The organism is Nocardia sp. NPDC057663 (assembly GCF_042799895.1).
Lineage (GTDB): Bacteria > Actinomycetota > Actinomycetes > Mycobacteriales > Mycobacteriaceae > Nocardia.
The window spans coordinates 49,477-71,814 of record NZ_JBHVHX010000006.1; the positions used below are offsets into that span (position 1 = coordinate 49,477).

Genomic DNA, 22,338 nt, shown 5'->3' on the forward strand with positions numbered 1-22,338 from the left:
CCGGAAGGAATTCTCATGCAGGTTCTGCTCGCAGGCGCCACCGGCGTCATCGGCCGTCCCCTGATCCGCGCGCTGACCGCGAACGGTCACCACGTGTCGGCCATCGTGCGTAATCCCGATTCCCATCCGCTCGTGCGGGAACTCGGCGCCGAGCCGGTCACCGCCGACGTACTCGACCGCGACGGGCTGCTGCGCGCGCTCGACGGCGTCTCCGCCGACGCCGTGATCCACGAGGCGACCGCCCTGCGCAATGCGAAGGTGCAGCGCCGGATTCCGGCCGACGATCCGACCGGCCTGCTGCGCACCGTCGGCACCGCCAATCTGCTCGAGGCCGCCGAGCTGGTCGGGGCGGGGCGTTTCGTCACCCAATCGCTGATCCTCGGCTACGGCTATTCCGACCACGGCGACCGGCCGCTGACCGAGCGCGATCAGTTCGGCGTGACCAACGGCGGCGTGGCCGACGAGGTCGTGCGCGCGACCGTCGCCGGGGAGAATCAGGTGTTCGCGGCGCCTATCGACGGAATCGCGTTGCGGTACGGACTGTTCTACGGTCCCGGCGCGTTCAGCGATCTGTTCGCCGACATGATGCGCAAGCACAGCCCGGTCGGGCCGCTCGGCTCCGGCGGGGTGAACAGCTGGATCCACGTCGACGATGCCGCCGCCGCGACGGTCGCCGCGCTCGAACGCGGCACGCCGGGGCGGGCGTACAACCTGGCCGACGACACCCCGATCACCTGGCGCGAGTTCTTCACCGAGGTGGCTCGCAGCCACGGCACGCCACGGCCGGTCCGGCTGCCCGCGTGGATGATCCGGCTGGCTGTGCCCTATATCGGCGCGCTCATGTCCGATACCTCGATGCGGATCTCCAGTGCGCTGGCACACGAGGAACTGGGCTGGCGGCCGCGGTATGCGAGCGTCGCGGACGGGCTCGCCGCGCGCTGACGGTGCTGCGGTCACCGCTCGATGCCCGCGGTGCGTCAGCGCGCGGCGCGGGCGGTGACGGCGGCGCGGTCGTGTCCCGGGATCAACTCGATGCCCTCGGGCAGCGCGTGCAATCGGTGCACGGTCTCGAAGGCGGCGTCGCGGTCGTCGTCGAACAGTTCGCCCGGCATCGGCGCCTTCTCCCGCAGCAGCTCGACCTGCAGGGTGCTCCACACCGCGTCGCCGGCCAGCAGTACCCGCGACCCGTCGTCGACGGCGAGCAGCACGCCGACGCTGCCCGGTGTGTGTCCGGCCAGGTCGACCAGCAGCACGGAACCGTCGCCGAACAGGTCGTGGCTGCGGGCGAAGGTGAGCACCGGCGGACCGTCGAGGTTGTAGAGATCGAAGACACGGCCGCGCAGCGGGCCACGCGCGACACCGATCGGGGCGTGCGATCCGGTCATCGCCCAGCGGTATTCGACGTCGGGCACCCGGATCGGCACCCAGCCGGGCAGCTCGTACAGCCCGGCGACGTGGTCCCAGTGCAGGTGGGTCGGCAGCACGAAGTCGATGTCGGCGCCGGTCAGCTCGTTGGCGGCGAGCATCTCGCTCAGGCCGTGCACCGGTTGCTCGGGCGCGACCAGCAGCGGGACCGGGAACGGGAGCTCGGGCAGCACCCGCTCGTGCACGCCCGCGCAGATCGCCGGGTCGACCAGGAAGGTGGCCGACGGGTGCCGGATCAGGAAGGTCGCCATGGTCAGCGGTGTCGACCGCAGCGTCCGCACGCCCTCGGCGACGATCGCCGTCGGCGCGGTCAGGTCGGCCTGGATCAGCGCGGTGAGCTCGACGGTGTTGCTCGCCGGGGGCAGCGGGGCCGACTCGAGCTCGGCCAGAAAAGCGGCGTTCGCCGGACGCGGCCACAGCAGGCGCGGGACCGTGGCGGCAGCAGCGACACAGCAGGCAAGAAGCGTCGATAACATCGGCCTGCGCTCACCCATAGCTGCCACCGTAGGCGATCGCCAACAACCCGACCACCACGTACTTTTCGAAGACGGGTGCGCACATACCGATCACGCAAACAAACGACAACATCCAGCGACTGTCCCGCTAACTCCGGCGGCAGCGGCGGATGATCATCCGATGGCAGACCAAATCGTCCAGGTGCAATGGAAGGCCACGCCGGAGGAACACGACTATCCGGCCGCCGCCGACTATCTCGATCTGCTCGGCGACGCGGCGGTGGTCGAGGCGATCGTCGCCGAACTCCGCAGCGCACCGGTGGTCGTGAAGAAGGCGAAGGACATCCTGCGCGCCTCCCAGCTCGAAGCGCTCACGCCCGACAACCCGCACGTGCGCAAGGACCTGCTCAAGATCAACGAGGGCAAGCAGCTCTCGCCGATCCTGCTGGTCCGCGGTGACTGCCGCAAGAATGTGCCGATGCTGATCGCCGACGGCTACCACCGGGTGTGCGCGCTCTATTTTGCCGACGAGAACGCGGAGATCCCCGCCAAGATCGCCGCGATGCCTTGACCTTCACGACCCTGGCGCTGGTCGTCGCGCTCGGGCTCGCCGGGCCGCTGCTGGCCCTGCCGCGACGGCTGCATCTGCCGGTCATTCTGGGCGAACTGATCGCCGGGATCATCTTCGGCACCACGGGATTGGGGATCCTCGACGCCGAGGACCCGATCTTCGTCTTCCTGGCCGATATGGGTTTCGCGCTGGTGATGTTCGCGGCGGGCACCCATGTTCCGGTCCGCGATCCCGCCGTGCGCGGCGCGCTCGGCGCCGGGGTGGTGCGGGCCGCGCTGGTCGGCGTCGTCGCGGCGGTCGCGGGCTGGGCGGTGGCGCAGGCCTTCGGCATCGGCCACGGCGCGATCTACGCGGTGCTGATGGCGTCGTCTTCGGCGGCGATAGCGCTGCCGATCATCGACTCCATGCGGATGAGCGGACCGCCGGTGCTCGCCCTCACCGCCCAGATCGCCATCGCCGATACCGCCTGCATCGTGGCATTACCGCTGGTGATCGACCCGGGCAATGCGGCGCGGGCCGCGGTCGGAGCGGTGGTCGTGGCCGCCGGTGCGGGCGTGATGTTCCTGATCCTGCGGTATCTGCAGAAGACGGGCGCGCAGCGGCAGGTGCACGAGGTGTCCGAGGAGCGCAAGTTCACCCTGGAGCTGCGGGTGAGTCTGGTGCTGGTGTTCACGCTGTGCGGGGTGGCGAGCGCGATGCACGTGTCGATCATGCTCGGCGGTTTCGCGGCCGGGCTGGCGGTGGCCGGTGTAGGTGAACCGCGCCGGGTGGCCAAGCAGGTGTTCGCGATCAGCGACGGGCTGCTGGCGCCGTTGTTCTTCGTCTGGCTCGGGGCGCGGCTGGATCTGCGTGAACTCGGGGAGCATCCGCAGTTCATCCTGCTCGGGCTGGCGCTCGGTGTCGGCGCGGTCGTGGTGCACTGCACGACGCGGGTCATCGGGCAGCCGCTGACCCACGGCGCGCTGGCGGCGGCACAGATCGGGGTGCCGGTCGCCGCGGTGACGGTGGGTAGCCAGCTGGGCGTGCTGGTGCCGGGCGAGGGTTCGGCGATCATGCTGGCCACCCTGTGCACGATCGTGATCGCGACGGTGGCGGCGAGCCGGTTGGCGGCGAAAGCGCCGGTTTAATCGGATCGGCCCATCAGCCGATCCGTTTCGCGGCGTTCGCGTTTGGTCGGTCTACCCGCGCCGCGCTCACGCTGCGGGATGGACGCGAGGACTTCCTTCGGCGGTGGCGGCGGGCTGCGGTCGATCATGCACTGCGCGGCGACCGGTGGTCCGACGCGCTTGTGGATGATCCGCTCCACGACGACGATGCGTTCGATGCCCGCGTGCCGGATCCTGATCTCGTCACCGAGCCGCACCTGCTGCGCCGGTTTGACGGTCACACCGTTGACACGCACGTGCCCGGCGCGACAGGCTTCCGCTGCGGCCGAGCGCGTTTTGAACAAGCGCACCGCCCAGATCCACGAGTCGACGCGGGCCTGGGTGACGGAGCGTTGTTCCGCGGGGGTCACCCCTTAGACGATACGGCGAGCCGTGACGACGTCGTCGGCGCTGAGGTGGGTGTAGGACACCGGGGTGCCCGACTGCACCGCGTTCAGCAGCTGACCGTTGCCGGCGTAGATACCGACGTGGCCGCCACCGTTGGTGATGACGATGTCACCGGCCTGCAGGTTGTCGAAGGACACCGGCGCGCCGACGTGCGACTGTTCGAAGCTGGTGCGCGGCAGTTCGATACCGGCCTGGCGGTAGGCCCACTGCACGAGGCCGGAGCAGTCGAAGCTCGAGGGGCCGGCGGCACCCCAGCTGTAGACCGCGCCGAGCTTGGTCCGCGCTGCGTCGAGCGCGACGTTGCCCGCCGACTGCTGCTGCTGGAAGGGGTTGTCGAAGCTGACGCTCGGCAGCTGCGGAGCGGCCTGGCCCTGCGGGGCGACCATCGCCTGAAGCTGCTTCTCCACCTGCTGCGCGGGCTGCTCGAGCTCCGGCGGCAGATCGAAGTTACCGAGGCCGGGAATGTTGATCGTGGCGGCCTGCGAAATCGCGGGCATCGCACCGGTCGTGGCGGCCACTGCACCCAGGACGAGTGCACCCTTGACGGAATTCGGCAGTCGAGAATCCCGCTGCAAGCTGTGTTTACCCACCGAGACGAGTCTCCGATCTTGCTGCTCCACCACCTGGTCGTCGGAATCGCTTGGCGCGACGACTGTTCGGCGGTGACTCAATGGCGCCGTTTCTCTGACGAAGCGACAGACTCCACTAAGTCACGAGAAGATTACGGCCTGTGATGCAGGCTGTCCAGCGAAGCGCGCAAGTTGTTTTCCCTGCCTCCGCGAATCCGCAGGACAAGGCGCGTTTCCCCGGCGTGTCGCCACGCGTAACGGCTCGATCTCCGCCCCGGGGTTTCGTTATCAACCGCGACGTCCGAGCCTTCGCTCCAGTTCCGCGATGCGCGTGCGCGCGTCGGCCAGATCAATTTCCAGCCTGCCGAGGGCGATCAGCAACGGAGCGAGCGCGAGGGCGGGCAACGCCTGCGGATCGTCATCGCCGTCCCCGGTGACGACAGCGCGCAGGTACACCCGGATCGACTCGGTCAGGTGCGCATCGGGCGGCAGCGGCACGATGTCGAGGAACTCGGTCGCCGAGGTCACCTGGCGTTCACCGTGCCCGTCACGCTGGGGTTCCTCGGCCATGCCACTCCGTTCGATCGGCTCGCTCGTCTCTGGTTCGATAGCAGTATCTAGGACACAGCGCAGAGTTACCGAGATTCCCCTGCCGATCCGCGCTACGGTTGTCCGGCATGGACCCCGTGCGCAATCCCTACGCCCCCGGCGCCGGCCAACGTCCACCCGAATTGGCCGGGCGCGACAGGCAACTCGCCGCCTTCGACATCGTGCTCGAGCGCGTCGCCAGGGGCAGGCCGGAGCGCAGCGTGATGCTCACCGGTTTGCGTGGCGTGGGAAAGACCGTGCTGCTCAACCAGCTTCGCTCGGCCGCCGTCTCGCGCAGCTGGGGCACCGGCAAGATCGAGGCGCGGCCGGATCAGGATCTGCGCAGGCCGCTGTCGTCCGCGCTGCACATGGCTGTGCGCGCGATCGCGATGGCACACCGCAATCCCGAGCACGTCGACGACTTCCTCGGCATCCTCAAGGCCTTCGCCCTGCGCGCCACCGCCGACAAGGGCATGCGCGAACGCTGGCAGCCCGGCATCGACGTGCCCGCGGTGACCGGGCGCGCCGATTCCGGCGATATCGAGATCGACCTGATCGAGCTGTTCAAGGAGGCCGCGGCACTGGCGGCCGACATCGGCGTCGGGATCGGCATCTTCATCGACGAGATGCAGGATCTGGGCCCGGCCGACGTGTCCGCGATCTGCGGCGCCTGCCACGAGCTCAGCCAGGACGCCGCGCCGCTGATCGTCGTCGGCGCGGGCCTGCCGCATCTACCCGCGGTGCTCTCGGCGTCCAAGAGTTACTCGGAGCGGCTGTTCGGTTATCACCGCATCGATCGGCTCGACCGGGAGGCGGCCGACCTCGCCCTGATCGCCCCGGCCGAGCGCGAAGAGGTGAAGTTCACCGAGGACGCCCTCGACTCGCTGTACCAGAAGGCCGACGGCTACCCGTATTTCGTGCAGGCCTACGGCAAGGCGGCCTGGGATCAGGCCCCGGAGAGCCCGATCTCCGCCGAGGACGTCGAGGTGGCCGCGCCCGCGGCCGAGGAGGAACTGGCGGTCGGTTTCTTCGGTTCCCGCTATGAGCGCGCCACGCCCGCCGAACGCGAGTACATGCGCGCGATGGCCGACCTCGCCGGCGACGACGGCCCGGTCGCCACGTCGGCGGTGGCCGCCGAGCTCGGCCGCAAGCCCGCCTCGGTCTCCCCCGCGCGCGACGGCCTGATCAAGAAGGGCCTGATCTACTCGGCCGAACGCGGCACGATCGGCTTCACGGTCCCCCACTTCGGCCGCTATCTCCGGAGCGTATAGCCCTCTGTGGCTATCTAGCCCTTCGCCTAGATAGCTCGATACAACCCTCACGTCGCCGCATTCGAGGTCGATCTACAGATTTCTAGCGATAACGCTAGAAAGCCGAAGAGTCTCCTTGATAACGGCCGGAGCCCGTCCGGATTCGGTTGCGCATCAGCTGGATAACGCGAGGATTCACGAGCTAACGACCCGGAAATCTGATTCGAAACACCAGGTACCCGACCCAACCCCACGCCCCGACCCCGAGGAGGGGCCGCCGCGTCGGCGGCGGTTCGAGCCAGCGCTCCAATCAACACAGGAGGCCGTCATGTCGAATACCTTCGCCATCGCCGCTTCCGAAGGCCGTCGCGCGACGGTCACCGCCGATGACGGCGTGCCGATCGCGGTCCGCACCTTCGGCGCCGACGATGCGACGCTGACCGTCGTCTTCGTCCACGGCCACTGCCTGCACACCGGGTCCTGGGCGATCCTGCGCGAACAGCTGCTCCAGCGCTGGGGCGCCGGGACCAGGATGGTGTTCTACGACCACCGCGGCCACGGCGAATCCGGGCACGCCCACCACACGACCTACACGATCGACCAGCTGGCGACCGACCTCGACGCCGTGCTGCGCGCGGTCGCGCCGACCGGGCCGGTCGTGCTGGTCGGTCATTCGATGGGCGCGATGGTGCTGCTGGCCTACGCCCGGCTGTTCCCGGCGGCGATCGGCGAGCGCGTCGCCGGGATCGGGTTGATCGCCGGTGCGGCGGGCGGGATCACCGAGGTCGGCCTCGGCAGGTTGCTCAACCGGCACACCGTCGCCTCGCTGCAGCGGGCCGTCGTGCACGCGCCCCGGGTGATGCAGGCGTCGAAGCGCTTCTCGCGCTGGATCTTCGGGCCGCTGATCCGGGAGGCGAGCGCGGGGACAAGGCGGGTGAACCCGCGGGTCGCCGCGATCGCGACCGCGGTGCTCAACGAGACTCCGCTGCTGACCATGTCGGGTTTCCTGAGCTCGCTGCTGACCTTCGACGAGGCGCACACCCTGCCGCGACTGAGCGCGCTGCCCACCTTGGTGCTGGCCGGCTCGGCCGACCTGATGGTGCCGTTCACGCACTCGGTGGTGCTCGCCTCCCAGCTGGCGGGCGCCGAACTGGTGCGGATCGAGGGCGCGGGTCACAGCGTCATCCTCGAGTGCGCCGAGGAGGTCGCCCACTCGATCGCCACGCTGGTCGAGCGCGCGGCCGGAGGCGTCCGCAGGCACTACGCCGCTGCGGGCTGAGCCCGGTAGTTACCGGACGGCAACCGCGTAATCCGGGCCAACTACGGGCGTAAACCGAAAAGCTCGGTTATTGTGGTGGAGATCACGTTGTGTGGTGAGTCACACGGCTCGGTGCAGTGCGGCCCGGGGGTTCACGGGCGTGCCAGGTGATCCGACGAGTCGGTATGCCCGCCATATACACAGGAGGTAACGATGACACGCAGCGATATCGCGGAACTGCGCTACGCGGTCGGCCAACTCCGGCAATCGATCGGCGCACTGCGCTCCAACTATGGCGACGCGGCCACCGTGCGCAGGTTGGAGAACGACCTCGAGCGGCTCGTCATCGATGCCGAGGAGTTCGAGCAGGCGCCACCGCCGGAGGTCGTCGCCCCACGCAGGGCCGAACCGATCTACGTCCCGGACAGCAAGTCCGACGAGGCCGCCTGGATGGGCGCGCAGGACGAGGGGCTCGGCTTCCACTCCCGGCCGAGAACCAAGTAGCAAGACCTGTTCACCGGCGCGGCGGTCCTGCCACCCAGGGTCGCCGCGCCGACCCCTGTCCAGACCCGTCGCCACCCAGCGGGAGCCATTGCTGTGACAGAGATCACCGGGGTGGGTGGTGAGCGGTTGAGGGAGACCCGGCTCGGACGGCGATAACACAGGCGTATGGTGCTCCACATCACAATCCATCGCGGTGGGGAATGATCAACCGCCGCACGGCCTAGATCAGCGAGGCATCCACCGTGAGTGCCGCACCGACCACCACCCCGCCGTCCGGGACGGGCGTCTTCAGCAAGACGAGAGCCCGCATCGCCGCGCGCACCCTGCGCACCGACCGGTGGTGGCTGCCACCCTTGCTCACCGCACTCGGCCTGGCCGCCTTCGTCGGCTACGCGACCGTCAGATCGTTTGTGCGCACGGCCTATTGGGTGCCGCAGTACCACTATCTGACGCCGTTCTACTCGCCGTGCCTGAGCGACTCCTGCGCACCGGGTTCGAGCCATTTCGGCACACCCTTCGGCGAGCTCCCGATGTGGATCCCGCTCGGCTTCGTCGTGCTGCCGTTCCTGCTCGGCTTCCGGCTGACCTGCTACTACTACCGCAAGGCCTACTACCGGTCGGTGTGGTTCTCCCCGCCCGCCTGCGCCGTCGCCGAACCGCACGCGCGCTACACCGGTGAGTCGCGGCTGCCCCTGATCATCCAGAACTCGCACCGCTACTTCTTCTACGTCGCGGTCGTCGTCTCGCTGATCAACACCTACGACGCGATCACCGCATTCCACGGCGAGACAGGCGGTTTCGGCTTCGGCCTCGGCAACATCGTGCTGGTGGTCAACGTCATCCTGCTGTGGGCCTACACCCTGTCGTGCCACTCGTGCAGGCACATCGCAGGCGGCAGGCTCAAGCACTTCTCCGCGCATCCGGTGCGGTATTGGTTCTGGACCCAGGTCTCCAAGCTCAACACCCGCCACATGGCGCTGGCCTGGACCACCCTCGGCACCCTCGCGCTCACCGACTTCTACGTGATGTTGGTTGCGAGCCAAACCATTTCGGACCTGCGGTTCGTCAACTGATTTCGCGTCGACTCGAGGAGCTTCATCGACATGCCAGAAGTGGAACAGCACGACTACGACGTCGTGGTGATCGGGGCGGGCGGCGCCGGCTTGCGTGCCGTCATCGAGGCCAGGGAGCAGGGACTCTCGGTCGCGGTGGTGTGTAAGTCGTTGTTCGGCAAGGCGCACACCGTGATGGCCGAGGGCGGTTGCGCGGCCTCGATGGGCAATGCCAACGAGAAGGACAACTGGCAGACCCATTTCAAGGACACCATGCGTGGTGGCAAGTTCCTCAACAACTGGCGGATGGCCGAACTGCACGCGCGGGAAGCTCCGGACCGGGTGTGGGAGCTGGAAACCTATGGCGCGCTGTTCGATCGGACCCCGGACGGCCGGATCAGTCAGCGCAACTTCGGCGGCCACACCTACCCGCGCCTGGCTCACGTCGGCGACCGCACCGGTCTGGAACTGATCCGCACCATGCAGCAGAAGATCGTGTCGCTGCAGCAGGAGGACCACGCGGCCACCGGCGACTACGAGGCCAGGATCAAGGTCTTCGCCGAGTGCACGATCACCGAACTGCTCACCGACAACGGCCGCATCGCCGGCGCCTTCGGGTACTGGCGCGAGTCGGGCGGACTGGTCCTGTTCAAGGCGCCCGCGATCGTGCTCGCCACCGGCGGCATCGGCAAGTCCTACAAGGTGACCTCGAATTCCTGGGAGTACACCGGCGACGGGCACGCGCTGGCGCTGCGCTCGGGCGCGACGCTGATCAACATGGAATTCCTGCAGTTCCATCCGACCGGCATGGTCTGGCCGCCGAGCGTGAAGGGCATCCTGGTCACCGAGGGCGTGCGCGGTGACGGTGGCGTGCTGAAGAACTCCGAGGGCAAGCGGTTCATGTTCGACTACATCCCGCCGGTGTTCAAGGGCCAGTACGCCGAGACCGAGGCCGAGGCCGATCAGTGGTTGCGCGACAACGATTCCGCGCGCCGCACCCCCGACCTGCTCCCCCGCGACGAGGTCGCCAGGGCCATCAACGAGGAGGTCAAGGCCGGGCGCGGCACCGAACACGGTGGCGTCTACCTGGATATCGCCTCCCGCATGCCCGCCGCGGAGATCGTGCGCAGGCTGCCGTCGATGCATCACCAGTTCAAGGAGCTGGCCGACGTCGACATCACCGCCGAACCGATGGAGGTCGGCCCGACCTGTCACTACGTGATGGGCGGCATCGAGGTCGACCCCGACAGCGGCGCCGCCGTGGTGCCCGGATTGTTCGCCGCCGGTGAGTGTTCCGGCGGCATGCACGGTTCGAACCGGCTCGGCGGCAACTCGCTGTCGGACCTGCTGGTATTCGGCAGGCGGGCCGGGCTCGGCGCGTCGGCCTACGTCCAGCAGCTCACCGAACGGCCCGCACCGGCGGACGCCGATGTCGAGGCGGCCGCGAAAACCGCACTGGCACCGTTCGATCCACCCGCGGCAGGTCCCGGCGAGAACCCGTACACCCTGCACTCCGAATTGCAGGAGACGATGAACGAACTCGTCGGCATCATCCGCAAGGAACACGAGGTGCGCGAGGCGATCGAGAAGCTGGCGCAACTACGCGCCCGATACGCCAACGTCACGGTGGAAGGGCAGCGGCAGTTCAATCCCGGCTGGCACCTGGCGCTCGACCTGGCCAACATGCTGCTGGTCAGCGACTGCGTGGCCGAGGCCGCGCTGCTGCGCACCGAGAGTCGCGGCGGGCACACCCGCGACGACCACCCCGGCATGAACCCGGACTGGCGCAACAAACTCCTGGTCTGCGCGATCGACCCCGCCACGGCGGGACAGCAGCTGCCAGGGATCACGGTCACCCCGGCCGATCAGGCGCCGATGCGCGACGACCTGCTCGCCCTGTTCGAACTGAGCGAACTCGAGAAGTACTACACCGAGCAGGAATTGGCCGAACATCCGGCCGCCGGCTCGGTCGAGCGAAAGGCGTAGCGATGGGATACGACGCCCGGTTCCGGGTCTGGCGCGGTGACGTCGACGGCGGCGGTCTCGAGGACTTCACGGTGCTGGTGAACGAGGGCGAAGTGGTGCTCGACATCATCCATCGCCTGCAGGCCACCCAGGCGCCCGATCTCGCGGTGCGCTGGAATTGCAAAGCGGGCAAATGTGGTTCGTGTTCGGCGGAGGTGAACGGCAGGCCGGGACTGCTGTGCATGACCCGAATGTCGACGTTCACCCAGGACGAGGTGATCACGGTGACACCGATGCGCACCTTCCCGATCATCAAGGACCTCGTCACCGACGTCTCGTTCAATTACGAGAAGGCCAGGGAGATACCGTCTTTCACGCCACCACCGGGACTCGCGCCGGGCGACTACCGGATGAAGCAGGTCGATGTGGAGCGCTCACAGGAGTTCCGCAAGTGCATCGAGTGCTTCCTGTGCCAGAACACCTGTCATGTGGTGCGTGATCACGAGGACAACAAGCAGGCCTTCGCCGGGCCGCGCTATCTGATGCGCATCACCGAACTGGAGATGCATCCGCTCGACACCGCCGACCGCCGGGAAATGGCGCAGGAGGACGCGGGTCTGAGCTATTGCAATATCACCAAATGCTGCACCGAGGTCTGCCCGGAACACATCAAGATCACCGACAACGCGTTGATTCCGTTGAAAGAGCGCGTCGTCGATCGCCAATACGACCCGGTTGTCTGGCTGGGCAACAAACTGTTCCGGCGGTAGGCGGATGCGCTGCGGGTTTCGCATAAGCGAAGCCCGCAGCGACCGCTACCTACAACACGGCTACAGTCCCTACCGCGACTAATCCGACCAGTAATCCGATGAACAGCGCCGCGAGAAACGATCCGGTGAGCACATAGATTCCGATCGACGACACCGCGAAAAGCAGTATGACGATCAGGCGCTCCACCCCGTCCTCAGGCGCCAGCCTCCGGTACCGGGGTGGCATTTTCTTCAACCCTCGGTCCATAACCAAGGGGATACCCGCCGTGTCTTGATCCAAACGTGATCAAGGACGATCGAACTCACCGTCGTGCACACCTGCGGTGAACGCGACCCATTCGCTCGGAGTGAAGATCAACACCGGCCCGTCGGGGTTTTTACCGTCGCGTAGCGCGACATAGCCGTCCGGCAGCATCGCGACTTCGACGCTGCTGCCCTCACCCGCGGTGCCCGCCCGCAGCCAGGTGGCGCCGGTGGTGTCGATGGTGCGCTTGCTGTTCACCGTGCGCCCAGTGCGCAGGCGAACGCGCCGTTGTCGATGCCGCGGGTGAAGGCGTCCCAGCTGGGCCCGTCGAAGACCAGCGCGGGGCCTGCCGGGTTCTTGCTGTCGCGGACGCCGACGCGTCCGCCGTACAGGAAAGCGACTTCGACGCAGTCCTTGCCCGCGCCGCTGCGCCTGCTCTTGAACCAATGTGCGTCGACGAGATCGAAACTCATGCCACATACTCCTTCGCGACCCGCCGCAGCAGGTCTCTACTCGGTTGAATATCCAGCGCATGACGCTGGAGGCACTCGTGAGCCCGGTCGTACCTTCTGACATCCGCGCGTCGTTCCAGGTAGAGATCGCCGGTGAAGCCTTCGGCATACACCACCGGCGGTTCGACCGGTTGCCCCTTGCTGTCGGTACCGAACTCGAGAACCGTGAAAGGTCCGGTGGAGACTCCGAGTGGAACACCGGCGGCAAACGGCAGGATACGCAGCGCCACATTGCTTCGGGTACTCGTGTCGGCAAGATGTCGCAGCTGCGCAGCCATTACCTTTGCATCACCGACGATGCGATGCAATACCGATTCGTGCAGAACCACATCGATCTCGGCCGGCGAATGCTTGCGGGTGATCAGCGCCTGCCGTTGCAGCCGCAGCGCGACCCGCCGATCGAGTTCGTCGACCGAATCCTTGGGATATCCCAGATGATTCAGCGCCCGTGCGTAGTCGGCCGTCTGCAACAGACCGAGGACCAATTCGGACTGATAAGCGCGCAGCCGATGCGCCGATGCCTCCAAACCCACATAGATGTCGAAGTTTTCGGGAATCAGGTCGCCGTAGGCGTGCCACCAGCTCTTGACAGCGGCCTGCTGTGCGAGACCGGTCAGTCCTTCGGCGAGATCGTCGGGGATACCGTAGATCCGGCAGAGTTCGTGGATGTCGATCGTCCGAATGCGGTCGGCCTGACCTTTTTCGAGGCGCTGCAGTGTGCTGGCGCCCCATTCCATCAACTTGGCAGCCTCGGCGATGGTCAGGCCCGCCTGGGTTCGCCAATCGCGCAGATAGCGGCCGAGCTGGCGGCGCGGCAGCGTCGAGGAGACCCCCGCCGCCGTGCCACCTGTTCCGGTCGATGCGTTCGTTGCCACAGCCCCACTCCTCCTGTGTTCGCAACCCGCCACGACCCATAGGTCCCGGTCTGGCGGTAGATTTCGTCCACTATGGGGAATCCTGCACCCCCCCTTGGATCTTGTGCTGGGAATTCGCGCGAAATATCGCGATCGGCGTGTACTGACCGTTAGCCGGACGGTTGCGTGCTGTGCTTGGTTCATGCAATTGAGCGATGTGAACATGCATATTGCCGCTGCACTGCTGGGTTGCGGCACCGATCCCGGTCCGATGGACGCCGAACAGGCCCATGCCGCAATGCAATTGCACCTCGACTGCACGGTCGACGAGTGCCGGGTGCGCAGGCGGGCCCGCGACACCCTGGTGGACTCGGGGCGATGCGTGCTAGACCAGCGCGCGATCCGTTAGCGGTGCCGGTGATCGGTGAGCGGGGTGCGCGGCCCGAACTTCGGTTTGTGCGCCTGGCCGCTCAGCGCGAGCAGCCGGACCGCTCGATAGCGGTGCGGGCGTAGCGGTTCGAGGTACTCGATCATCTCCGCGTCGTCGATCGGGTGGCCGAGCAGGCTCCAGCCGACCACCGCGGCCAGGTGATAGTCGCCGACCGAGAGGGCGTCGGCGTCACCGAAGGCCCGTTGCGCCGTCTCGGCGACCGTCCAGACACCGATGCCGGGCAGGCTGCGCAGCCGTTGCGCGGCCTCGGTGGGCGGCAGGTCCGCGGTGCGCTCGATCGAGTCGGCCACCCGGGCGGCGCGCACGATCGTCTGCGCGCGCTGCGGCCCGACATTGGCCCGGTGGTACTTCCACGACGGGATGCGCCGCCAGGTCTCGGCGTCGGGAGCGACCATCAGCCCGGCGGGCGCCGGGCCCGGCGCCGTCGTCCCGAACTCGCGCACCAGGCTCCGCCAGGACGCGAACGACGACTTCGTGTGTACCTTCTGCTCGAGGATCGCAGGCACCAGCGACTCGAACACCAGCCCGGTCCGCAGCATGCGCAGGCCGGGCACCACGCGATGCGCTTCGACCAGCTTGGGATGGGTGGGAGCGAAGTCGGCGAGGTCTTCCTCGAGGCAGAGCATCCGGTCCAGACCGGCCAGGAATTCCTCGGCGCCGGGACCCCAGGCACGGGCGTGCGCCCCGTCGCGGCCATCCTGGGTGAGCCGGTATGTGACCACGCCGCTCGGCATCCGCGAGGCGTGCCAGTGCGCGCCGTCGGGGCCGATGTGGTGACACGGATCGCCGCCGCCACGCCGCAGCGGGACGACGGTCGACCCGACATCGAACGGTCTGGTCGACCGGACGGTCCTGGACAGCCCGGCCGTCGACAGGCCGGGGTCGAGGGTCTGATCGCGCACCTGACCATTGTGCGCGCCCGATGGGGAGTGCTCAGCGCATGCCCAGCACCGGACAGCTGAGTCGCGTCAGTCGCCGAGTAGGTACGACGCCAAGGGCACGCCGCAGATGCCTGCCAGCTGGGCCGCCTGCGTCCGGCAGGAGAAGCCGTCCGCCAGGAATATCGCTCCGGGCGGGGCGGTGCGCAGGGCCGGGAGCAGCGCGTTCTCGGCGACGGCCACCGAGACGTCGTAGTGGCCTTTCTGCATACCGAAGTTGCCGGCCAGCCCGCAGCACCCGGCGAGCTCGTCGACGGTGACGCCCATCGCGGCCAGGATCCTGCGTTCCGCGGCGAAGCCACCTACGGCGTGCTGGTGGCAGTGCGGCTGGACGACGACCGTCTCGCCGGTGCGTCGTGGCGGCTGCCAGCCGGGATGCTCGAGCAGGAATTCGGCGAGCGTGCGCACGGCGGCGGCGACCTGTGGTGCGCGAGGATCTTCCGGGAGTAGTTCGGGCAGGTCGGCGCGCAGTGCGGCGGTGCACGACGGTTCGAGACCGACGACCAGGCCACCCGCCGCCACGTGCGCGGCCAGGGCGTCGAGGGTGGCGCGCAGTCTGGTGCGGGCACCGTCGAGCTGTCCGGTGGTGATCCAGGTCAGTCCGCAGCAGACGCGAGCCGCCGGGACGCGGACGCGATAGCCGAGCTGTTCGAGCAGCAGGGTCGCGGCCACGGCGTTGTCCGGGGCAAAGGTGTCGGTGAACGTGTCGACCCACAGCATCACCTCGCCGCAGGTAGCGGCCGGCGGACCGGCCGCCGCACCCACTACCGCGCCGCCAACCGCTGCGTCACCCGCCGCCTGGCCGCCCACAGCTGGGTCACCTGCGGCCGCGCCGCCCTCCGCCGCGTGGCCTCCGGCTGCGTCACCTGCAGCCGTGTCATCCGCAGTCGTGGCGGCAGGCGTTGCGGCATCCGGGGGCAGGTTCGGCAGGAGGTGGCGGTGGGGGGTGCGTTGCAGGGCGATCGCGGCCGGATCGGTGCGGTTGTTGCCGCCGATGTCGTGCCAGATTCGGCGGAACGATGTGGTCGCCAGGGCGGGTGCTTCGCGGCGTGGATCGATTCCTGCTGCGCGCATGGCCGTTCGCCGGAGCGCGGGGCGCGCGGACAGGGCGTTGGCGAGGCGGGGGAAGCGTTGTGCGGCAACGAGCCAGCGGGGGAGTTGGCCGAGGACGTAGTGGTCGAGGGGGCGTGGGCGATGGCGGTAGCGGCGGTGCAGGACTTCGGATTTGTAGGTCGCCATGTCGACGCCGGCCGGGCAGTCCGATGCACAGGCCTTGCACGACAGGCACAGGTCCAGGGATTCCTCGACTGCCGGTGCGCGCCAGTCGAGTTCGCCGCGGACTACTTCCTGGAGCACCCTGGCCCGGCCGCGTGTGGTGTCCTTCTCGTCGGCGGTCGCCAGGTAGGACGGGCACATGAAGCCGCCGGAACCGCGAGTGTCGGCGCGGCACTTGCCGATTCCTACACACCTGTGCACAGCTGTGGACAAATCACCGGAGTCGGCGGCCAGGGCGAAGCCGCCTGCCAGGGCCAGCGGCCGGAGCCCAGCCACTCGCAGATCGGCGTCCACCGGATTCGGCGCGACCAGCACTCCTGGGTTCAGCACGTCATCGGGGTCGAACAGGGCCTTGAATCCGGCGAAGGCGGCACGGGCGGCGGGGGAGTACATCACCTCGAGCAATTCGGATCGAGCTCGCCCGTCGCCGTGTTCGCCCGACAGCGAGCCACCGTGGCGCACAACCAGTTCTGCGGCCTCGAACAGGAAGGAGCGGAACTGTTGTGGCGCGTCCGCGATCGGGAAGTCGAGGCGGACGTGGATGCAGCCGTCACCGATATGGCCGTACAGCAGTCCGTCGACCTCGTATTCCCCGGTGAGCGAGGCGAATTCACGGAGGTACGTGCCCAGCCGCTCGGGCGGGACAGCGGCGTCCTCCCAGCCGGGCCACGCCGGTTTCCCGTCCGGTGTCCGCCCGGCCAACCCTGCCCCGTCGGCACGGATGCGCCAGAGTGCCGCAGTGGCAGCGGGATCGGTGACGATCCGGTAGTCGTCGGCGTTCGCTTCCCGGCACAATCGCTCGGCGGCGGCCAGTGCCTCGGCGGCACTCGCTCCCGCGGTTTCGACGAACAGCCACCCGCGGCCGCGCGGCAGCTCGGGCACCGTCCCGCGATGGGCGCGGACCCGGTCGACCAATCCGGCGTCGATACCCTCCACCGCGATCGGCGCGCACCGGGTCACCGCGGCGACATCGTCGGCGGCGGTGGCGATATCGGGATAGCCGAGCACGGTCAGCACGGTCGCGGCGGGCAATGGCGTGAGCTCGATCTCGGCCTCGAGCAGCAGTCCACAGGTGCCCTCGGTGCCCACGAACGCCTTCGCGATCGATGTACCGCGTTCCGGCAGTAGATGTTCCAGCCCGTAGCCGGATGCCTGCCGATCGAACCTGCCCAGTTCGGTGCGGAAGACCGCGAGGTTGGTAGTCGTGAAGCCGGAAAGGCCTGGGACCGCTGCGAGATCCGCGCCGAGCACGCGCTGCGTCGCGGTCCCGTCGATGACGCGCAGCGAGCGCACGGTATCGGAAGTCCGTCCCCAGGCCAGCGCGTGCGGCCCACAGGCGTTGTTGCCGATCATCCCGCCCAGCGTGCAGCGGTCCTGGGTGGACGGATCGGGGCCGAAGCGCAGGCCGTCGGGTCGCAGCCGTCGTTGCAGGTCCGACAGCACGACGCCCGGCTGTACCAGCGCCGTGCGCGCCTCGGGATCGACCGACCGGATGGCCCGCATGTGCCTGCTGAAATCGAGCACGATGCCGGGGCCGACCGCATTGCCCGCCACCGAGGTACCCCCGCCGCGCGCGGTCACCGCCAACCCGTGTTCGCGGGCGAAGGTCACTGTCGCGGCGACGTCGGAATCGCGGCGGGGAAACACGACCATCGCGGGGCGGACCCGGTAGTTGGAGGCGTCCGAGGAGTACTCCACCAGCCGGCGCGTCGAGGCGTCGACCGCACAGGTGACCCTGCCACGCAGGGCATCGGCCAGCCGCTCCGCACTCCGGATCTCGTCCACCCGACCAGCCTATTCGGCGCGGCCGGCGGCATTCCCCGCCCGGTTTCGCTGTGCGCGGAACCGGCCGCCCACGGAAAGTATTTGCGGTCAACCTTTGTTGAGGTTTTAGTGTCGGTGGGCAGGAGTTCGATGGGTGGGGAGCGAAGAGGAGCGTGGCAGTGAGTATCGAATCGGTGGCCTACAGCCAGATGTACCGGCGGATGAACGCGCCCGAGGAGGATCGGCCGTTCAGGTTGGCCACGGCCCGCCGCATCCTCCGCTTCGCCGACCCGCACCGGCGCCGGATCTCCGGATTCCTGCTGCTCAGCGTGGTAGCCGCGATCCTCGGCGTGGCGACGCCGGTGCTCGCCGGACGGGTCGTCAACGACATCGTCGGCGGTTCGGCGCCACGAACCGTCGTGCTGCTCGCCCTCGCCATCGCCGGGCTCGCAGTCCTGGACGCCGGGCTGGGGGTGGTCATCCGCTGGCTGTCGGCCCGGATCGGTGAGGGGCTGATCCTCGACCTGCGTACCGCCGTGTTCGATCACGTGCAGAAGATGCCGGTCGCGTTCTTCACCCGCACCAGGACCGGCGCCCTGGTGAGCAGGCTCAACAGCGATGTCATCGGCGCGCAGCGCGCGTTCAGCGACACGCTGTCGGGCGTCGTCACCAACCTGGTGACGCTGGCGCTGACCCTGGCCGTGATGCTCAGCATCTCCTGGCAGATCACCCTGCTCGCCCTCGTGCTGCTGCCCGTGTTCGTCATTCCGGCCCGCCGCGCGGGCAACCGCCTCGCCGCCATGCAGCGCGAGGCCGCCCAGCTCAATGCCGCCATGAGCACCCAGATGACCGAGCGCTTCTCCGCGCCCGGCGCCACGCTGGTCAAGCTGTTCGGCAGGCCGATGCAGGAATCGTCCGAGTTCGCGGTGCGGGCCACCCGGGTGCGCGATATCGGCGTGCGCACCGCCATGCTGCAGACCACCTTCGTCACCTCGCTCACGCTGGTCTCGGCGCTCGCGCTCGCCCTGGTCTACGGCCTCGGCGGCTGGTACGCGCTGCAGGGCAGCCTCGACGCCGGTTCGGTCGTCGCGCTGTCGCTGCTGCTGACCCGCCTCTACACCCCGCTCACCGCACTGGCCAGCGCGCGCCTGGAGATCATGTCCGCCCTGGTGAGCTTCGAGCGCGTGTTCGAGGTGCTCGACCTGAAGCCGCTGATCGAGGACGCACCCGGCGCGGTCCCGGTGCCGGACGGCCCGGTGGCGGTGGAACTGGACGCGGTCGACTTCGGCTACCCCTCGGCCGACAAGGTGTCGCTCGCCTCGCTCGAAGACGTCGCGACCCTGGACACCCGCGGTGGCGTCGAGGTGCTGCACGAGGTGACGCTGCGGGCCGAACCCGGCCAGCTGGTCGCCCTGGTCGGCTCGTCGGGCGCGGGCAAGTCGACCATCGCCCAACTGGTTTCGCGGCTCTACGACGTCGATTCCGGCGCGGTCCGGCTCAACGGCACCGATGTGCGCGAGCTGACCACCGAGTCGATCCAGCGCACCGTCGGCCTGGTCACCCAGGACGGGCACCTGTTCCACGACACGATCCGCGCGAATCTGCTGCTGGCACAACCGGAAGCGACCGAGGAGCAGCTGTGGGACGCGGTGCGCCGGGCCCGCCTCGGCGACCTGGTCGGCTCGCTCGCCGACGGCCTCGACACCGTCGTCGGCGAACGCGGCTACCGGCTCTCCGGTGGCGAACGGCAACGCCTGACCATCGCCCGGCTGCTGCTCAAGCAGCCGCGCGTGGTGATCCTCGACGAGGCCACCGCCTCACTGGACTCCACCTCGGAAGCCGCGGTGCAGGAAGCGCTGACCGAGGCGCTGCACGGCCGGACCGCCCTGGTGATCGCGCACCGGCTCTCGACGATCCGCGCCGCCGACCAGATCGTGGTGCTCGAGCAGGGCCGGATCGTGGAGCGCGGCACCCACGCAGACCTGCTCAACGCCGACGGCCGCTACGCCGAGCTCTACCGCACCCAGTTCGCCGACGACCCGGTCCCGGTCAAGACCGCGGTCTAGCGCCGACCGGTCAGAACTCGCCCGCGACCCCGATGACGGTGCGACCGGAGTGGGTGCCGTCCTTGATCGATTGCAGGACGGCACCCACCTCGGTGATCGGGGCGAACGACTCGATCGTCGAGAGATGTTGCGGGCGAAGCTCTTTACCCAGGGCCGACCACAGCGCCCGGCGCTTCTCGATCGGCAGGAAGACCGAGTCGATGCCGAGCAGGCTGACACCGCGCAGGATGAAGGGCAGCACGGTGGCGGGCAGTTCGGCGCCGCCGGTGAGGCCGCTCGCCGCGACCGCGCCGCCGTAGCCGATGGAGCTCAGGACATGGGCCAGCGACGCGCCGCCGACACTGTCGACCGCGGCCGCCCAGACCGCCTTATTGAGGGGGCGGGGCTTGGCGTCCGGGTCGAGCGGGAGCCTGCCGATGACCTCGTTGGCGCCGAGTTCGGCGAGCAGGTCGCCCGCGTCGGTCTTGCCGGTGGAGGCGATGACCTCGAAACCGAGGCCGGAGAGGATGTCGATGGCGACGGTGCCGACACCGCCGGTCGCGCCGGTGACCAGGACCGCGCCGTCGTCGGGGGTGAGGCCGCGGTCGAGCAGGGCCTGCACGCTCATCGCCGCGGTGAAGCCCGCGGTGCCGATGGTGGCGGCGTCGCGGGTGTCGAGGCCGTCCAGGCGCACCACCCATTCGGCGGGCACCCTGGCGTATTCGGCGAAGCCACCGTTGCGGGCGACGCCGATCTCGTAGCCGTGCGCGATCACCTGATCGCCGGGGGCGAAGTCGTCGATCTCGGATGCGACCACCTCACCGGTGAGATCGATACCGGGCACGATCGGGTAGTTGCGCACCACGCCGCCACGCGGGGTGATCGCGAGGAGATCTTTGTAATTGGCGCTCGAGTAGTGGACCTTGATCGTCACTTCACCGCTGCCGAGGAAATCGTCCCCCACCTGCTCACGGGCAAGCACGATCCCACCATCGGATTCACGGGCGACCATCGCGGAGTAATCCATGGCTCAGAGCATACGAGGCGAACCACCCCCACGGGCAGACCAAAACTTCCTGGACAGGCGATCACCACGCTGTGGTGGCGGTGCTCTCTCGGCCGGTGCCGCCACCACAGCGTGGTTGATCAGCTGTCCACGAGTCGGGGTGGTCGTGAGATGGTCAAGAGGGCTCGGGAGGGAGGAGTTCGAGGCGGACGCCGAGCAGGCGGACGGGGCGGTCGAGGTCGAATCGGTCGATGATGGCCAGGGCGGTGTCGACGATGGTGGCGATATCGGCGGTGGGCTCGGGGAGTTTCTGCTGCTTGCTGCGGGTGTAGAAGGTTTTGGTGCGGACGGTGACCGAGACGCGGGTACTGATCCGCTGGTGCTCGATCATCTCCTCGGCGACCTCGGTGGCCAGCCTCGCCACCTCGCGGCGGATCTCGGCCTGCTCGGTGAGATCGTGCGGGAAGGTCTCGGACTTGCTGCGGCCCACCGGGATTCGCGGGGTGGTCGTGAGCTCGGTATCGCCCTTGCCGTGGCCGAGGACCCACAGGTACGGGCCGGTGTTGGGGCCGAATTCGGCGGCCAGGCGCTGCCGGTCGGCGGCCATCAGGTCGGCGACGGTGGCGATGTCGAGGGCGGCCAGGCGCTGCGCGATCCTGGCGCCGACACCCCACAGCGCGTCGGTGGGGCGGTGGCCCATCAGCTCGGTCCAGTTGGCCGCGGTCAGCTCGAAGACGCCGGCCGCCGCGCCGGGGTCGTGCTCGGGCTCGGCGGAGGACTTGCCCGCCGACTTGGCGAAACCGGTGGCCAGTTTCGCGGTGAGCTTGTTGTCGCCGATGCCGACCGAGCAGGTCAGGCCGAGTTCGACGACGGCACTGCGGATCTCGGCGGCCAAGGGCCACGGATCGCCGTCGGTGGCGACGAACGCCTCGTCCATGCCCCACACCTCGACCCCGCCCGCCACCCGGCCCAGGGTCGCCATGATCTCGTCGGAGGCGGCCTCGTAGGCGGCCATGTCCACCGGCAGGAACACACCGTCGGGGCACTTGTGATGCGCCGTCTTCAACGGCATGCCCGCGCGCACACCGTAGGCCCTGGCCGGGTAGGACGCGCAGGTGACGACCTTGCGGGGCTGGTCGGGATCGCCCGAGCCGCCGACGATGACCAGCTGTCCGCGCAGCTCAGGGCGACGCCGGAATTCCACCGCCGCCTGGAACTGGTCGAGATCGACATGCAGCAGCCACTGGGGCACGGTTGAAGTATTACCGCACGGTACCGACAAACCGCCG

At 68.6% G+C, this 22,338-nt stretch carries 23 protein-coding genes; 11 read left to right on the plus strand and 12 right to left on the minus strand.

All coding sequences use genetic code 11. The features are described 5' to 3' along the window. Window positions 1-15: 15 nt before the first annotated feature. Window positions 16-942 carry an NAD-dependent epimerase/dehydratase family protein gene (locus ACFVAV_RS15780; protein ID WP_379035462.1) on the plus strand — a complete coding sequence of 309 codons (927 nt, stop codon included), beginning with the start codon at window positions 16-18 and terminating at the stop codon, window positions 940-942. Between the two features lie 35 nt (window positions 943-977). Here the strand turns inward: ACFVAV_RS15780 and ACFVAV_RS15785 are convergent, their stop codons facing one another. Beyond that, a complete protein-coding gene (locus ACFVAV_RS15785; RefSeq protein WP_379035464.1) occupies window positions 978-1,919 on the minus strand; it encodes an MBL fold metallo-hydrolase in 942 nt (313 codons plus the stop codon). 142 nt (window positions 1,920-2,061) lie between these two features. On the opposite strand from ACFVAV_RS15785, the gene ACFVAV_RS15790 reads away from it, so the two are divergent. Both ACFVAV_RS15790 and ACFVAV_RS15795 read left to right on the plus strand, forming a co-directional pair. Continuing rightward, on the plus strand, window positions 2,062-2,451 hold the full coding sequence (locus ACFVAV_RS15790) for a hypothetical protein (protein WP_379035466.1): 390 nt from the start codon (window positions 2,062-2,064) through the stop codon (window positions 2,449-2,451). Further along, window positions 2,448-3,578 (plus strand): cation:proton antiporter, encoded by a 1,131-nt coding sequence (locus tag ACFVAV_RS15795; RefSeq protein WP_379035468.1) that lies wholly within the window; start codon window positions 2,448-2,450, stop codon window positions 3,576-3,578. Before ACFVAV_RS15790 ends, ACFVAV_RS15795 begins: the two co-directional genes overlap by 4 nt. Here ACFVAV_RS15795 and ACFVAV_RS15800 read toward each other — a convergent pair. The 3 genes from ACFVAV_RS15800 to ACFVAV_RS15810 form a co-directional block, all read right to left on the minus strand. Further along, window positions 3,575-3,967: an RNA-binding S4 domain-containing protein gene (locus tag ACFVAV_RS15800; RefSeq protein WP_379035470.1), complete on the minus strand. Its 393-nt coding sequence runs from the start codon at window positions 3,965-3,967 to the stop codon at window positions 3,575-3,577. The genes ACFVAV_RS15795 and ACFVAV_RS15800 overlap by 4 nt on opposite strands. A gap of 3 nt (window positions 3,968-3,970) precedes the next feature. Then, entirely contained in the window at window positions 3,971-4,501 is a 531-nt protein-coding gene (locus ACFVAV_RS15805; RefSeq protein ID WP_379035936.1) for a C40 family peptidase, read from the minus strand. Window positions 4,502-4,861: 360 nt separating this feature from the next. Then, window positions 4,862-5,143 (minus strand): hypothetical protein, encoded by a 282-nt coding sequence (locus ACFVAV_RS15810; protein WP_379035472.1) that lies wholly within the window; start codon window positions 5,141-5,143, stop codon window positions 4,862-4,864. A 107-nt stretch (window positions 5,144-5,250) separates the two neighbouring features. Here ACFVAV_RS15810 and ACFVAV_RS15815 point away from each other — a divergent pair, with 107 nt between their 5' ends. The 6 genes from ACFVAV_RS15815 to ACFVAV_RS15840 all read left to right on the plus strand — a co-directional run bounded on the left by ACFVAV_RS15815 (window position 5,251) and on the right by ACFVAV_RS15840 (window position 11,960). Further along, window positions 5,251-6,432, plus strand: a complete 1,182-nt coding sequence (locus tag ACFVAV_RS15815; protein ID WP_379035474.1) for an AAA family ATPase — start codon at window positions 5,251-5,253, stop codon at window positions 6,430-6,432. Between the two features lie 307 nt (window positions 6,433-6,739). Then, a complete protein-coding gene (locus ACFVAV_RS15820) occupies window positions 6,740-7,690 on the plus strand; it encodes an alpha/beta fold hydrolase (RefSeq protein WP_379035476.1) in 951 nt (316 codons plus the stop codon). Window positions 7,691-7,882: 192 nt separating this feature from the next. Beyond that, a complete protein-coding gene (locus ACFVAV_RS15825) occupies window positions 7,883-8,173 on the plus strand; it encodes a hypothetical protein (RefSeq protein WP_379035478.1) in 291 nt (96 codons plus the stop codon). 242 nt (window positions 8,174-8,415) lie between these two features. Next, the gene (locus tag ACFVAV_RS15830) at window positions 8,416-9,246 is read left to right on the plus strand and encodes a hypothetical protein (RefSeq protein WP_379035480.1); all 831 of its coding nucleotides are present in this window, start codon (window positions 8,416-8,418) and stop codon (window positions 9,244-9,246) included. A 30-nt stretch (window positions 9,247-9,276) separates the two neighbouring features. Further along, window positions 9,277-11,211 carry a fumarate reductase/succinate dehydrogenase flavoprotein subunit gene (locus ACFVAV_RS15835; protein ID WP_379035482.1) on the plus strand — a complete coding sequence of 645 codons (1,935 nt, stop codon included), beginning with the start codon at window positions 9,277-9,279 and terminating at the stop codon, window positions 11,209-11,211. A gap of 2 nt (window positions 11,212-11,213) precedes the next feature. After that, window positions 11,214-11,960, plus strand: coding sequence for a succinate dehydrogenase/fumarate reductase iron-sulfur subunit (locus tag ACFVAV_RS15840; RefSeq protein ID WP_379035484.1), 747 nt, complete (start codon window positions 11,214-11,216; stop codon window positions 11,958-11,960). A gap of 49 nt (window positions 11,961-12,009) precedes the next feature. Here the strand turns inward: ACFVAV_RS15840 and ACFVAV_RS15845 are convergent, their stop codons facing one another. The 4 genes from ACFVAV_RS15845 to ACFVAV_RS15860 all read right to left on the minus strand — a co-directional run bounded on the left by ACFVAV_RS15845 (window position 12,010) and on the right by ACFVAV_RS15860 (window position 13,591). Next, on the minus strand, window positions 12,010-12,147 hold the full coding sequence (locus tag ACFVAV_RS15845; RefSeq protein ID WP_379035486.1) for a hypothetical protein: 138 nt from the start codon (window positions 12,145-12,147) through the stop codon (window positions 12,010-12,012). Window positions 12,148-12,246: 99 nt separating this feature from the next. Then, complete coding sequence (locus tag ACFVAV_RS15850) at window positions 12,247-12,462, minus strand: DUF397 domain-containing protein (protein ID WP_379035488.1); 216 nt, start codon at window positions 12,460-12,462, stop codon at window positions 12,247-12,249. Continuing rightward, entirely contained in the window at window positions 12,459-12,677 is a 219-nt protein-coding gene (locus tag ACFVAV_RS15855) for a DUF397 domain-containing protein (protein WP_379035490.1), read from the minus strand. Before ACFVAV_RS15855 ends, ACFVAV_RS15850 begins: the two co-directional genes overlap by 4 nt. Next, the gene (locus tag ACFVAV_RS15860; protein WP_229740033.1) at window positions 12,674-13,591 is read right to left on the minus strand and encodes a helix-turn-helix transcriptional regulator; all 918 of its coding nucleotides are present in this window, start codon (window positions 13,589-13,591) and stop codon (window positions 12,674-12,676) included. Before ACFVAV_RS15860 ends, ACFVAV_RS15855 begins: the two co-directional genes overlap by 4 nt. A 181-nt stretch (window positions 13,592-13,772) precedes the next feature. On the opposite strand from ACFVAV_RS15860, the gene ACFVAV_RS15865 reads away from it, so the two are divergent. Beyond that, a complete protein-coding gene (locus ACFVAV_RS15865; RefSeq protein WP_378851934.1) occupies window positions 13,773-13,979 on the plus strand; it encodes a hypothetical protein in 207 nt (68 codons plus the stop codon). Here ACFVAV_RS15865 and ACFVAV_RS15870 read toward each other — a convergent pair. Beyond that, entirely contained in the window at window positions 13,976-14,923 is a 948-nt protein-coding gene (locus ACFVAV_RS15870; RefSeq protein WP_379035492.1) for a DNA-3-methyladenine glycosylase family protein, read from the minus strand. The two genes, ACFVAV_RS15865 and ACFVAV_RS15870, sit on opposite strands and share 4 nt — an antisense overlap. Before the next feature lie 66 nt (window positions 14,924-14,989). Then, window positions 14,990-18,019: an FAD-binding and (Fe-S)-binding domain-containing protein gene (locus tag ACFVAV_RS15875; RefSeq protein WP_379035494.1), complete on the minus strand. Its 3,030-nt coding sequence runs from the start codon at window positions 18,017-18,019 to the stop codon at window positions 14,990-14,992. 158 nt (window positions 18,020-18,177) lie between these two features. Here ACFVAV_RS15875 and ACFVAV_RS15880 point away from each other — a divergent pair, with 158 nt between their 5' ends. Further along, entirely contained in the window at window positions 18,178-20,064 is a 1,887-nt protein-coding gene (locus tag ACFVAV_RS15880) for an ABC transporter ATP-binding protein (RefSeq protein WP_379035496.1), read from the plus strand. Between the two features lie 10 nt (window positions 20,065-20,074). Here the strand turns inward: ACFVAV_RS15880 and ACFVAV_RS15885 are convergent, their stop codons facing one another. Together ACFVAV_RS15885 and ACFVAV_RS15890 are read right to left on the minus strand one after the other, a co-directional pair. After that, window positions 20,075-21,070, minus strand: coding sequence for an acryloyl-CoA reductase (locus tag ACFVAV_RS15885; RefSeq protein WP_379035498.1), 996 nt, complete (start codon window positions 21,068-21,070; stop codon window positions 20,075-20,077). A 154-nt stretch (window positions 21,071-21,224) separates the two neighbouring features. After that, window positions 21,225-22,301, minus strand: a complete 1,077-nt coding sequence (locus ACFVAV_RS15890) for a DNA polymerase IV (RefSeq protein WP_379035501.1) — start codon at window positions 22,299-22,301, stop codon at window positions 21,225-21,227. Between the last annotated feature and the right edge of the window lie 37 nt (window positions 22,302-22,338).